We start from the raw sequence: 12,349 nt of genomic DNA, 5'->3' as shown, positions 1-12,349 counted from the left end.
CAGGGAGGATAACGTTGCTTCAGCAACGGCCCGCAGGGCGAGGCGCAGCCGAGTAATCCTCCCGGATGCACCATCTTCTCCGAGATAGCAGCAAAACTGTTGTTTAATGGTCTGCGAGATAATCACCAGTACTTTTCCCCCGTTGAATCATTTCCACCAACACTCAGAACCCTCTTCATTCGCTGTCAGCGACAAAATCAATCAATTACGATAAAATAACGTCTGTCATTCGGCTTGTGAGAAGACGATGTACGAACGTTATGCGGGTTTGATTTTTGATATGGATGGCACCATCCTGGATACCGAGCCAACGCACCGTAAGGCGTGGCATGAGGTATTGGGGCATTATGGGTTGCGTTTTGATGAACAAGCCATGGTCGCCCTCAATGGCTCCCCAACGTGGCGTATTGCCCAGTCGGTAATTGAATTGAATCATGCCGATCTTGATCCCCATGCCTTAGCGCGTGAGAAAACCGACAAGGTGAGAAGCATGTTGCTGGACAGCGTCCAGCCTCTGCCGTTGGTTGACGTCGTGAAAGCCTGGCATGGGCGTCGGCCTATGGCGGTAGGAACGGGGAGTGAGAGCGCGATTGCAGAAGCGCTGCTCGCTCACCTTGGACTGCGTCGCTATTTTGATGCTGTCGTCGCAGCCGATCACGTACAACGCCACAAACCTGCTCCTGATACGTTTTTGCTCTGTGCTGAACGCATGGGTGTTGAACCGGCGCGTTGCGTCGTGTTTGAAGATGCCGATTTTGGACTTCAGGCGGCGCGTGCCGCAGGAATGGACGCCGTGGATGTCCGGTTATTGTGAGTGATGGACTGTCGCTCCTGTCACTGTTTGCCAGCAGTTTTCTCAGCGCCACGCTATTACCCGGCAATTCTGAAGTTGTTTTAGTTGCTTTGCTGGTCTCCGGGGTAAGTCATCCCTGGGTCTTAGTCTTAACAGCAACAATGGGTAATAGCCTTGGAGGGTTAACTAACGTTATCCTTGGGCGTTTCTTTCCATTGCGTAAAACATCGCGCTGGCAAGAAAAAGCCACTGGCTGGCTGCGGCGCTATGGCGCTGTCACACTATTATTAAGCTGGATGCCGGTTATAGGTGATTTATTGTGCCTGTTAGCTGGATGGATGCGCATCTCGTGGGGTCCAGTTCTCTTTTTCTTATGCCTTGGCAAGGCGCTGCGCTATGTTGTTGTCGCGGCGGTTACGACGCAAGGCATTATGTGGTGGCACTAATTGTGTTGTGAGATAGCCTTCAGGGTAACCAATACCATTATGCTAATTAAAACGATTTTGACAGGCGGGAGGTCAATTTGATCCCGGACGTATCACAGGCGCTGGCCTGGCTGGAAAACCATCCTCAGGCGTTAAAGGGGATTCAACGTGGGCTGGAGCGCGAAACGCTGCGTGTTAATGCAGACGGGTCATTAGCAACAACAGGCCATCCTGAGGTGTTAGGCTCAGCGCTAACGCATAAATGGATAACGACTGACTTTGCCGAAGCGCTGCTGGAATTTATCACTCCGCCAGGCGATGACATTGAGAAAATGCTCACGTTCATGCGCGACCTGCATCGGTATACCGCCAGAAACCTGGGCGACGAGCGTATGTGGCCGTTGAGCATGCCTTGCTATATTGCCGAAGGCCAGGATATCGAACTGGCGCAGTACGGCACGTCTAATACTGGTCGTCTGAAGACGCTGTACCGTGAAGGCCTTAAAAACCGTTACGGCGCATTGATGCAGACTATCTCCGGCGTACACTACAATTTCTCCCTGCCAATGGCCTTCTGGCAGGCGAAGTGCGGCGTAACCGAAGGCGAAGATGCTAAAGAGAAGATCTCTGCGGGCTACTTCCGTCTGATTCGCAACTACTACCGTTTTGGTTGGGTGATCCCGTATCTGTTTGGCGCCTCTCCGGCCATTTGTTCCTCCTTCCTGCAAGGAAAACCGACAACCCTTCCGTTTGAAAAAACTGACTGCGGGATGTACTACCTGCCGTACGCAACATCGTTGCGTCTGAGTGATTTGGGCTATACCAATAAGTCGCAAAGCAATCTCGGAATTACGTTTAACGATTTGCATGAGTATGTGGCAGGATTAAAGCGCGCGATTAAAACGCCTTCCGAGGAGTATGCAGCGATCGGTCTGGAGAAGGAGGGTAAGCGCCTGCAAATCAACAGCAACGTTCTTCAGATTGAAAATGAGCTGTATGCGCCTATCCGCCCGAAACGTGTTACTCGTCGTGGTGAAACACCATCTGATGCGCTTCTGCGTGGCGGTATTGAATACATCGAAGTACGCTCGCTGGATATTAATCCGTTCTCACCGATCGGCGTTGACGAGCAGCAGGTGCGCTTCCTCGATCTGTTTATGGTCTGGTGTGCTCTTGCTGATGCCCCGGAAATGAGCAGTGATGAATTGCTGTGTACGCGTAAAAACTGGAATCGTGTGATTCTCGAAGGTCGTAAGCCAGGGCTGACGTTAGGTATTGGCTGTGAAGCCGCCCAGTTCCCGCTGCCTAAAGTGGGTAAAGATCTGTTCCGTGATCTGAAACGTGTGGCACAAACGCTGGACAGCATCGATGGGGGAGAGGAGTATCAGAAGATCTGTGATCAACTGGTGGCCTGTTTTGACAATCCTGAACTGACTTTCTCTGCCCGGATCCTGCGGTCTATGATTGATGAAGGCATTGGCGGTACGGGCAAAGCGCTGGGTGAGGCTTACCGAAATCTGCTGCGTGAAGAGCCATTAGAAATATTGCAGGAAGCTGAATTTATTGCTGAAACCGAGGCTTCAAAGCGTCGTCAGCAGGAGATAGAAGCGGCTGATACTGAGCCGTTTAGCGTGTGGCTGGAAAAGCACGCTTGATACAAAAGAAAAAGGCCACTCGGGAGTGGCCAAAATTTCATCTCTGAAAACAGGGATGATGATAACAAATGCGCGTCTTTCATATACTCAGACTCGCCCCGGAACAAAGAGTTCAGATTATTTTAAAAAAATTTATCGGAGGTGGCTAAATGCCGTTGTTAGATAGTTTTACTGTCGATCACACCCGGATGGAAGCTCCCGCAGTCCGGGTTGCAAAAACGATGAATACCCCGCATGGCGACGCAATCACCGTGTTTGATCTACGTTTCTGCATTCCGAACAAAGAAGTGATGCCTGAGAAAGGTATCCATACGCTGGAGCACCTGTTTGCAGGTTTTATGCGTAACCACCTCAACGGTAACGGCGTTGAAATTATCGATATCTCTCCGATGGGATGCCGTACCGGCTTTTACATGAGCCTGATTGGTACGCCGGACGAGCAGCGTGTTGCCGATGCATGGAAAGCGGCGATGGCGGACGTGCTGAAAGTGCAGGATCAGAATCAGATCCCGGAACTGAACGTTTACCAGTGCGGTACGTATCAGATGCACTCTCTTAGCGAAGCACAGGATATCGCGCGTCATATTCTGGAGCATGGTGTGCGCGTGAACAGCAATGAAGAGCTGGCGTTGCCGAAAGAGAAACTGCAGGAATTGCATATTTAGTCTTATTAATTAGCTGTTCTTGTATTGAAATCAACCCCGGCTTATCACCGGGGTTTTTTATTTCGCTATATAATCCAGAGCTATTATATTTATGACGGGAATATAATCTCGTCCAATTAATTCATAACCTGCTAAATAATAAAATGTGATCTGGCAGGCAGAAAATAATGGATAATTAACGATGCCATCTCACACCGATCACATAAATAAAAAAACATAAATAATTAATAGAAAAACATAATGGAATACGCCAGGTATCCAGGTAATAAAAAGACTCTTTTCATTGCTGGTGGATGGGGTTTTTATCAAATCTTATCTGGTATACATTAAACTTTAGGGATAAAAAATGAAGGTGAAATATTTAGCGCTTGTGGTCGGCGCTTGCTTTTCGCATAACCTTTGGGCAGCAAATACCACTATTGAACAGCGTCTTGCCGAGCTGGAGCTGCGCGTGATTAAGGCCGAACAGCGAGCCGCAGATGCTGAGTCGCAAATTCGCTCGCTGAAGCAGCAGCAAGTAGCCGCAGCGCCGACGGTGCAAGTACAGTCTGCTGAACCCACCGCCTCTACGGAAAATCCACCCAAGTTAACGCTATCCGGTTTTAGCGATATTAAGTTCTATGGCGACGTTGAGTTTAACATGGATGCGGCAAGCCGCTCTGGTAGTCTGACATCAACCCGAACCTCGGCAAATAAAGATTGGGCACCTGGAACGAATGAACGTTGGGATATCAACGGGCGTCTGCTACTGGGGTTTGATGGCTACCAACGACTGAATAACGGTAATTTTGCCGGATTCTCGGTTCAGCCCCTGGCAGACCTGACCGGAAAAATGAACCTCGATGATGCGGTGTTCTTTTTTGGTCAGGAAAAAGACTGGAAAATTAAGGTGGGACGTTTTGAAGCGTACGATATGTTCCCGCTGAATCAGGATACGTTTATTGAATATTCAGGTAATACGGCGAATGACCTTTACAGTGATGGCTATGGCTATATTTATATGATGAAAGAGGGGCGTGGACGTAGCGACAGCGGCGGTAATTTCCTGATCAGTAAAACCATCGATAACTGGTATTTTGAAGTGAATACATTGATGGAAAATGGCAGTACGCTCTATATCGAGAAGCAGTACCACGGAATGGACTTAACCAATGATAAAAACGTGGCTTACGTGCGCCCGGTGATCGCCTGGCAAAACGGGCGTTTCTCTACGGCGGTGGCGATGGAAAGTAACGTCGTCAATAATGCCTACGGCTATTATGAGAACGGGAAGTGGATCGATCAGTCCGATCGTACGGGGTATGGTTTTACCATGACCTGGGACGGACAAAAAACCGATCCGGAAGATGGCGCGGTGATTAACCTGAATACTGCTTATATGGACGCGACCGATGAGACCGATTTTACCGCTGGGGTGAACGCGTTGTGGCATCGATTCGAACTGGGCTATATCTATGCGCATAACAATATTGATGCTTTCAATGCCGCTAACCTGGGGGCCGTTTGCGAGGAAGACTGCTGGATCACCGATCCGGGCAGCTATGACATTCACACCATTCATGCCTCATACTTATTCCCTAACGTAATGAATATGAAAAACTTTAATATCTATCTCGGTGCTTATGCCTCATGGGTTGAGGCCGATCCGAACAGTGGCGACAATAGTGAAGATGCACGTTACGGCGGACGCCTGAGATTCAAATATTATTTCTGATGCTGGCCACAATAAAAAAGGGATCCGCAGATCCCTTTTTTTCAGATAGTTAGTGCGCGCCACCGCCGCCGCCTCCCGCGCCGAAGGGGGGTTTAGCGAACCACACCAGACCAAGCAGAACCAGGAAGATCCCCGCCGACATCCAGAAGATTTCGTTGGCTGAAATAATCAGACCCTGATTAGTGATTTGCTGGGCTATCCATCCTGACGCTTGCTGGTGCGTCATCCCTAAATCCTGCAGCTTGTCGTACATTGCCTGAGCATTTGGGTTGTAGGGATTAACGGATTCCGTTAGCTGCGCATGATGCAGCGACTCACGGTTAGTCCACATCGTTGTTGTAATCGATGTACCAATAGAGCCGGCCAGCGTTCGCGTAAAGTTAGACAAGCTCGATGCAGCCGCCAAACGCTCAGGTGGTAAGCCGGACAGCGTGATGGTCGTCAGTGGCATAAAGAAGCAGGCTACCGCGAAACCCTGAATAAACTGCGGCCAGGCCGATGCGCCAAAGTCCATACCCGGTTCGAACGTCCACGCGCGCCAGTAGAAACAGACGGCATACATAATAAAACTGAATGTCACCAACCGACGCATATCCAGCTTGTGCGCAAAGCGGCCGATAATTGGCGACAGGATCACCGGAATAATCCCTACCGGCGCGGACGCCAGACCGGCCCAGGTTGCCGTATAGCCGTAAACCTCCTGCAATAGCTGCGGCAGCAGGACGATGGCGCCGAAGTAGAGCATATAGGCCAGGCTGATACACAGACAGCCGATGGTAAAGTTGCGCGACTTAAACAGCGAGAGATCGACAATGGGGTGCTCGTCGGTAAGCTCCCAGACGATCAGGAAGCTGATAGCCACCACGGCGACCACCGTCAGGAGAATAATCTCCTGAGAGGCAAACCAGTCCAGCTCTTTGCCACGGTCGAGCATAATCTGCAAACTACCGATACCAATGACCAGCAGTGCCAGACCAATGGCGTCGATGCGCCGCTGCTCGGTTTTTGTTTCCCGACCACGCAGTGTTTGCAGGGTCATCAACACCACTACAGCACCGATTGGCACGTTGATGAAAAATATCCAGCCCCAGTGATAGTTGTCGCTGATGTAACCCCCAAGAATAGGGCCACATATTGGGGCAACGATCACCGTCATCGACCACAGCGCCAGGGCGATGGAACGTTTGGCGGGAGGATAGTTATTCAGTAACAGGCTTTGTGACAGCGGAATCAATGGACCAGCGACAATCCCTTGGATCACGCGGAAGAAAATCAGCATGTTCAGGCTGGTGGACATCCCACATGCCCATGATGCAATGACGAAGGCAGTCGTTGACCATATGAATAGTCTTACTTCACCAAAGCGCTTTGCCAGCCAGCCGGTGATCGGAATTGAGATAGCGTTTGCCACCCCAAATGAGGTGATCACCCAGGTTCCCTGGCTCAGTGAAGAGCCGAGGTTCCCGGCGATAGTGGGGATCGCCACGTTAGCAATGGTGGAGTCCAGCACCTGCATGAATGTCGCCAGGGATAGCGCGATCGTCATAATGACGAGCTGCGCGCCTTCCAGCGGTTTTTGCTGTTGCATCACACGCACCTTTGAATTAGCCCGCGTTGGCCCGCACGATCTCTTCGATCATCTTATTGACCGGAGCAAGGTTGATTTCACGTGCATTACTTTCTGATACCGGCGTGGTGCGGACCTGGCTTGCCAGAATTTGTCCGTCACGATTGGAAGTATCCACCGTAACCAGCGTAGACAAACCGATCCGCAGTGGATGCTGTGCCAACTGCTGCTCATCCAGTTCGATACGTACCGGCAGACGCTGGACGACTTTGATCCAGTTACCGGTCGCGTTTTGGGCCGGCAGCAGTGAAAAGGCGCTCCCCGTCCCCATATCGAGGCCGACAACTTTACCGGTATATTTCACGTCATCGCCATAAATATCGGTGACAACCGTCGCGGGTTGACCAATACGAATATGGGCGAGCTGTGTTTCTTTAAAGTTGGCATCCACCCACAGGTTAGTGGCCGGGACAACCGCCATCAATGGCGTTGTTGGGCTAATCTGTGCCCCTGGCTGTACGGCACGGCGGGATACATAGCCGGTCATAGGGCTGACGATTCTGGTACGTTCCACCGCCAGCCAGGCATCGCGCACTTCGGTGGCGGCCTGTTGTACGGCGGGTTGATCTTCCAGCTTGCTACCGAGAATCATTGCCTGGTTAGCATTATACTGCTGGATAGCGACATCAAGCTGAGCCTGAGCGCTGGCAACGGCATCACGCGCATGTTGCAGCTCTTCGCGGCCAATCAGGTTGGCGTTGCCCAGCGGGACACGACGATTAAAGTCGCTTTGTGCCTGCGCCAGCGCGGTTCTCTGCACCTCAATGCTGGCCTGTAACTGCTTGCTGTTGATCATCAACTGGTGCGTCTGACGCACGCTGGAAGCCAGCGCAGTTTTGGCTTTTTCAAATGCCTGTTTGGCATCAGTCTGGTCGAGGGTGACCAGCACATCGCCTTCTTTAACAAAATCAGTGTTATCAGCCCAGACTTTTGTCACGCTGCCTGATACCTGCGCCATGATTTGAACCTGATTCCCTGCCACGTACGCATCGTCTGTATCTTCGTAATGACGCAGTACTAAAAACCAATAAATCCCATATGCCACGGCAATGATAATAAAGAGCAAGGTCAAAAGGAGAAGCATACTTTTACGTTTGCCATTCTTCTTGACCGGTTGCTGCGGGGTTTGAGTCTCCGCATTTGCGCTCATGTTGTTCTCCACGATCTTCTTTTTATCACATCGGCTGAGCCGACCTGTTTATCAGACAGGCCAGCAGTATGCGTGCTGGCCTGTCGGTTTTTTCATTTATAAATCTGGATTTCTGAGCGAGTCGACGCCTTAGCGCAGCGCTTCTAACACCGCGCCATCCTGCTCCATCTGATCAAGACGGGTCAGAAGTTTACGGGTAATTTGCTCAAGCTGATCTTTTTCGGTGGTGCTAAGAGATGACCAGAGCTGGTGCAGGCAGTTATGCTGAGGCGGTAACACCTCCTGCAAAAATGCATGGCCTTTCTCGGTCAATTGCAGATGCAGACAGCGGCGATCGTTATCGCTTTCACGACGTTCGATCCAGCCACGTTTTTCTAACTCATCCGCGATGCGGGTGGCGTTAGTACGTGACGATCCAAGCGCGCAACTCAGTTCAGAAGGCTGAATACTGTGGTTTTCCTGAGACTCCAGCGTAATTAACGCCATAAACAATGTCTCGTTAATCCCTTGAGCTTTCAGCATCTTATTGCGGTTTTCCAGCAGCTTGCCTTGCATGTGCATGCAGAGACGGGTCAGAAGCACTTCCTGATAAGGGAACTCTTCGTAGCGGCTGGCGCGAAATTTTAGCATTTGTTCAATGGGCGTAAACGAACTATCCATTTGGGTATAACCTCATTAATTTCAGCCGATATAGTAACGACAGTGACAAATAAAGTAAATGTATTATTTATTTAAAATGATTTTTTTTATCTATAATCCAACCAGCATTTTCCAGGCTAATCCATAGCCCAGAGCACTCAGTAACGTTGGAATGATGATGCTGCGGGTCTTATAGAAGCTTGCGCCCAGTATGACAAACCCCACCAGTGTAGGCACAAACCGACGAGTGTCGTGCATCACTTCCGGTGCGGTAGACACCACCAGCAGGGCGCAAATTGATGCAATGCCAATGGTGTCGAGTAATATCCCCGTCGCGCCACGCTTCGCCGGGCGAACATTCCCCACGCCAAGACGAAGCGGCAAATAGCGGAAACAGTAGTTAACACAGCCGACCAGCAGGCCAAGCAGCAGAACCTCATAGCTCATCAGGACCTCCCTGCCAAAATGACTGGATGAGTGCGGTCAGACATCCGCAGACAATGCCTGAAAGGATAGCTGCTGGAATGGAAAACAGCGTAACGCCAGCTAACGCCCCGGCCAGTGCAGCAGTTACGCAGAGCGCCTGTTGACGCTGGAAAGAGGCGAGCAGGAAGCTCATGAACAGTGCCGGGAGCATGAAGCCTAACGCCGCCTCAACCGCCGGGTAATCCTTGAGTAAACCGCTGCCGGAAAACGCGCCGATCACCGTACCAAACACCCAGGAGGCCCAGGAGCATAGCGCAATACCGATCATCCAGTTTTCACTCCAGCGCCGGTTATCCCGTACCAGCTTCGCCGTTGCGGCAGCAAAGACTTCATCGGTGAGGCCAAAAGCCCATAGTGCGCTTTTGGGCTTGCTCAGCCGCTGAGCGATGCGGCTGCGCAGGGAAGGGCCATACAAAATATGACGGACGTCCATCGCCATAACAGTAAGGGCCGCGACCCACAGTGAACTGCCAGCGGCGAGCATCGTGGTGATGACAAACTGGCTGGCTCCAGCATAGATAATGCAGGAGAAAAAGACGCTTTCAACGGGACTAAAGCCAAGACGAGTGGCACTAAGACCAAAAGCAAAAGCGACTGGAATATAGCTGATGACTATCGGCAGGCTATCTTTGAAACCTTCAGTTAGCGTTGCAGAACTGGGTTCAGGTTGGGGAACAGGGCTTTCCATAGGGCTATAGGCTTCATTACCGAAATTAATATAACTTGGTTCAATGAGTTATAACCTTAGCAGACTGATGGGCTCCTTAACACCCTGCGGAGCCCAATCAACGGTAAACATGCGCTATACGCTTAATTTACGGCTTCCTGGCGGTGAAAACCTCGCCACCAGACTAACAGGTTGAGTATGGCAACGGTCATACCTGCCAGACAAACGCCAGCCCACCCGGCGTGCTGCCAGGCAGAAGCTGAAATCAGCGAACCGGCCGCCCCGCCGATAAAATAGCTGGTCATGTATCCGGCGGTCAGGCGATTACGTGCGTCTGGGTGAATGCGATAGATAACCGTCTGGTTGGTGATATGTACACCCTGAACGGTGAGATCCAGTACCAGGATGCCGATAATCAGCATGGGTACGGAACTATGCCCCAACCAGATGGCCCACCAGGAGAGCAGCAGTAATAACAAACCTGCAGTGGTGGTGAGATGCGATTTTCCCTTATCGGCAAAACCACCCGCCGGACGCGCACCTAACGCTCCGGCAGCGCCAGCCAGGCCAAACAGTCCGATGGTGCCTTCGGAATAGTTAAACGGCGGTGCAGCGAGCAAAAACGCCATTGAGGTCCAGAGAATACTGAAATTAGCAAAGGTCAGGCAGCCCAGCATCGCGCGGGTACGCAGCAATTTATCATGGGTAAACAGACTGAATACGGAGCCTAACAGCTGTGGATAGTTAAGATGAGTCTCTGATTTCATCTTTGGCAGGCCGCGCCACAGCGCAATCGCCATCAGCGCCATTAATACCGATGCGACCCAAAATACGGTACGCCAGCCGCCAAGATTAGCCAGTAATCCCGCTACGGTGCGCGCCAGCAGAATGCCCAACAGCAGGCCGCTCATAATTGTGCCGACAACCTTACCGCGCTTGTCCGGCGTCGCAAGCGTTGCCGCCAGCGGAACCAATATTTGTGCCACGACGGAGAACAACCCGGTCAGAGCGGTGCCGAGGATCAGCATGACCAGCGACTGGCTGCTGGCGGTAATCAGCATGCCGCCTGCCGCTAACAGTGTCATAGAAACGATCAGCATTCGACGCTCAAACATATCGCCAAGCGGTACTAAAAACAGCAGGCCGGCGGCATAGCCAAGTTGGGCTGCGGTGACGATAAACCCTGCAGTACTGGCAGATAGCGAAAAGTTACGCGCAATGGTGTCGAGCAGCGGCTGTGCATAATAGTTACTGGCGACGGCAAGGCCGGTGGCGATAGACATTAACAGGATTAGCGAAGGGCTAAGTCCCTGAGTGGTTTTCGTCATGGTTTTCAACTGAATAATGGATTGCAGAAAACAATCATAACGGAAGTGATTAAATGTTGCTGATTTGTTGGGTGATGGATTGTGCGGTTTAGAGGAGATAGAGGGAAGCAGGCCGGATATGCCTTAGCGTATCCGGCACTCAGGCGATGTTATTTCTGCGCAGCCAGCGCTTCATTCACCCAGCCGTCGAACTGTTGCTGGTGGGCTTTGATCCAGCCGTCAACGTGACCCTGTACGTCAGCTTCCGAGGCTTTCCCATCATGCATCATCGCGTTCTGCGCGTTAATATCTGCCAGCGGCAGCTTCATGATAGCGAACAGTTTCGCGGCGGCCGGGTTTTTCTCCGCCCAGGCTTTATTGGCGACGATATGCATCGTGTTCACCGGGAAGCCGTAGTTGGCACCGTTTGGCAGTTTGGTATCAATGCCTTTCTGTTCGCCTGGCAGGGAAGAGAACGGCACCTGCAGCCAGACCACATCTTTACCCGGTTTCATCACGTCGCTTACCCAGTACGGTGTCCAGGTGTAGTAAAGAATGGGTTTGCCTTCTTTAAAACGCGTAATGGTGTCGGCCATCATCGCCGCATAGTTCCCGTGGCTGACCTCGACGGTTTTTTCCAGATCGAAGGCTTTGTTCTGGTGGTTAATAACCGCTTCACAGCCCCAGCCCGGTGAGCAGCCCATCATGTCTGCTTTTCCGTCGCCGTTGGTGTCAAAGATTTTGGCGATCTTCGGATCTTTTAACTGGGCGATGTTGGTGATTTTGTACTGCTCAGCGGTTTTTTTATCGATCAGGTAACCCTGTGCCGCCCCCGTAACGAATACCCCCTCGCGATAAAACTTTTTATCTCCGCCCGCCGCGGCGTACATATCATCATGCAGCGGCTGCCAGTTCACAGCGGTAAACGTTGCATCGCCAGAGGCAATGGAGGTATAGCCGACGTTGTAGTCAACTTCGCTGGTTTTGTTAACGGTATAACCCAGCTTCTCCAGCGCGCGGGCGACCAGCTGCGTCTGGAAAGATTCTTCAGAGATAGTGCTCTGGATTGGCTGTACGGTGATGCCTTTGCCCGGCAGGTCAGAAGCGAAAGCGCTGGTGGAGACAAGGGTGGCAAACGCTGTGGCAATAATGATTTTCTGTCGCATCGTTGTTCCTTATTGCACTTCATCCTTCAAGCCGCCTCTTTGTTGGCTGCACTCA

At 51.4% G+C, this 12,349-nt stretch carries 12 protein-coding genes and 1 other RNA gene; 6 read left to right on the top strand and 7 right to left on the bottom strand.

The window, feature by feature from the left end:
* The 6 genes from OGY15_RS01540 to OGY15_RS01515 all read left to right on the top strand — a co-directional run.
* A non-coding RNA gene (locus OGY15_RS01540) (RtT sRNA) lies at nt 1-73 on the top strand; the annotation flags it as partial.
* Between the two features lie 174 nt (nt 74-247).
* Complete coding sequence (gene yqaB, locus OGY15_RS01535; protein WP_151218185.1) at nt 248-814, top strand: fructose-1-phosphate/6-phosphogluconate phosphatase; 567 nt, start codon at nt 248-250, stop codon at nt 812-814.
* Entirely contained in the window at nt 811-1,239 is a 429-nt protein-coding gene (locus OGY15_RS01530) for a YqaA family protein (protein WP_151218184.1), read from the top strand. Before yqaB ends, OGY15_RS01530 begins: the two co-directional genes overlap by 4 nt.
* Before the next feature lie 77 nt (nt 1,240-1,316).
* A complete protein-coding gene (gene gshA / locus OGY15_RS01525) occupies nt 1,317-2,873 on the top strand; it encodes a glutamate--cysteine ligase (RefSeq protein WP_151218183.1) in 1,557 nt (518 codons plus the stop codon).
* 149 nt (nt 2,874-3,022) lie between these two features.
* Entirely contained in the window at nt 3,023-3,538 is a 516-nt protein-coding gene (gene luxS / locus OGY15_RS01520) for an S-ribosylhomocysteine lyase (RefSeq protein WP_151218182.1), read from the top strand.
* A gap of 346 nt (nt 3,539-3,884) precedes the next feature.
* A complete protein-coding gene (locus tag OGY15_RS01515) occupies nt 3,885-5,252 on the top strand; it encodes a carbohydrate porin (RefSeq protein ID WP_286537810.1) in 1,368 nt (455 codons plus the stop codon).
* A gap of 49 nt (nt 5,253-5,301) precedes the next feature.
* On the opposite strand, the gene emrB is transcribed toward OGY15_RS01515, so the two are convergent.
* From emrB to proX, 7 genes are all read right to left on the bottom strand, one after another.
* On the bottom strand, nt 5,302-6,840 hold the full coding sequence (gene emrB / locus OGY15_RS01510) for a multidrug efflux MFS transporter permease subunit EmrB (protein ID WP_151218180.1): 1,539 nt from the start codon (nt 6,838-6,840) through the stop codon (nt 5,302-5,304).
* 16 nt (nt 6,841-6,856) lie between these two features.
* A complete protein-coding gene (gene emrA, locus OGY15_RS01505) occupies nt 6,857-8,029 on the bottom strand; it encodes a multidrug efflux MFS transporter periplasmic adaptor subunit EmrA (RefSeq protein WP_286537802.1) in 1,173 nt (390 codons plus the stop codon).
* 129 nt (nt 8,030-8,158) lie between these two features.
* The gene (emrR, locus tag OGY15_RS01500) at nt 8,159-8,689 is read right to left on the bottom strand and encodes a multidrug efflux transporter EmrAB transcriptional repressor EmrR (RefSeq protein ID WP_003037300.1); all 531 of its coding nucleotides are present in this window, start codon (nt 8,687-8,689) and stop codon (nt 8,159-8,161) included.
* A gap of 90 nt (nt 8,690-8,779) precedes the next feature.
* Nucleotides 8,780-9,115 (bottom strand): L-valine transporter subunit YgaH, encoded by a 336-nt coding sequence (gene ygaH, locus OGY15_RS01495; RefSeq protein ID WP_187253096.1) that lies wholly within the window; start codon nt 9,113-9,115, stop codon nt 8,780-8,782.
* Nucleotides 9,105-9,842 carry an AzlC family ABC transporter permease gene (locus OGY15_RS01490; protein ID WP_151218177.1) on the bottom strand — a complete coding sequence of 246 codons (738 nt, stop codon included), beginning with the start codon at nt 9,840-9,842 and terminating at the stop codon, nt 9,105-9,107. The genes ygaH and OGY15_RS01490 overlap by 11 nt, the downstream gene beginning before the upstream one ends.
* Nucleotides 9,843-9,964: 122 nt before the next feature.
* On the bottom strand, nt 9,965-11,149 hold the full coding sequence (locus OGY15_RS01485) for an MFS transporter (protein ID WP_151218176.1): 1,185 nt from the start codon (nt 11,147-11,149) through the stop codon (nt 9,965-9,967).
* Between the two features lie 149 nt (nt 11,150-11,298).
* Nucleotides 11,299-12,294: a glycine betaine/L-proline ABC transporter substrate-binding protein ProX gene (gene proX / locus OGY15_RS01480; protein WP_151218175.1), complete on the bottom strand. Its 996-nt coding sequence runs from the start codon at nt 12,292-12,294 to the stop codon at nt 11,299-11,301.
* Nucleotides 12,295-12,349 lie beyond the last annotated feature (55 nt).

It is taken from the genome of Citrobacter sp. Cu231, assembly GCF_030332265.1.
Taxonomy (GTDB): Bacteria; Pseudomonadota; Gammaproteobacteria; order Enterobacterales; family Enterobacteriaceae; genus Citrobacter; species Citrobacter meridianamericanus.
This window is presented reverse-complemented; position numbering and strand designations above follow the sequence as displayed.

What these genes read in the sequence shown, in the direction of transcription:
- yqaB (WP_151218185.1), top strand. Translation starts at nt 248, where the DNA reads ATGTACGAACGTTATGCGGGTTTGATTTTTGATATGGATGGCACCATC.
- luxS (WP_151218182.1), top strand. Translation starts at nt 3,023, where the DNA reads ATGCCGTTGTTAGATAGTTTTACTGTCGATCACACCCGGATGGAAGCT.
- OGY15_RS01515 (WP_286537810.1), top strand. Translation starts at nt 3,885, where the DNA reads ATGAAGGTGAAATATTTAGCGCTTGTGGTCGGCGCTTGCTTTTCGCAT.
- emrB (WP_151218180.1), bottom strand. Translation starts at nt 6,840, where the DNA reads ATGCAACAGCAAAAACCGCTGGAAGGCGCGCAGCTCGTCATTATGACG.
- emrA (WP_286537802.1), bottom strand. Translation starts at nt 8,029, where the DNA reads ATGAGCGCAAATGCGGAGACTCAAACCCCGCAGCAACCGGTCAAGAAG.
- emrR (WP_003037300.1), bottom strand. Translation starts at nt 8,689, where the DNA reads ATGGATAGTTCGTTTACGCCCATTGAACAAATGCTAAAATTTCGCGCC.
- ygaH (WP_187253096.1), bottom strand. Translation starts at nt 9,115, where the DNA reads ATGAGCTATGAGGTTCTGCTGCTTGGCCTGCTGGTCGGCTGTGTTAAC.
- OGY15_RS01490 (WP_151218177.1), bottom strand. Translation starts at nt 9,842, where the DNA reads ATGGAAAGCCCTGTTCCCCAACCTGAACCCAGTTCTGCAACGCTAACT.
- OGY15_RS01485 (WP_151218176.1), bottom strand. Translation starts at nt 11,149, where the DNA reads ATGACGAAAACCACTCAGGGACTTAGCCCTTCGCTAATCCTGTTAATG.
- proX (WP_151218175.1), bottom strand. Translation starts at nt 12,294, where the DNA reads ATGCGACAGAAAATCATTATTGCCACAGCGTTTGCCACCCTTGTCTCC.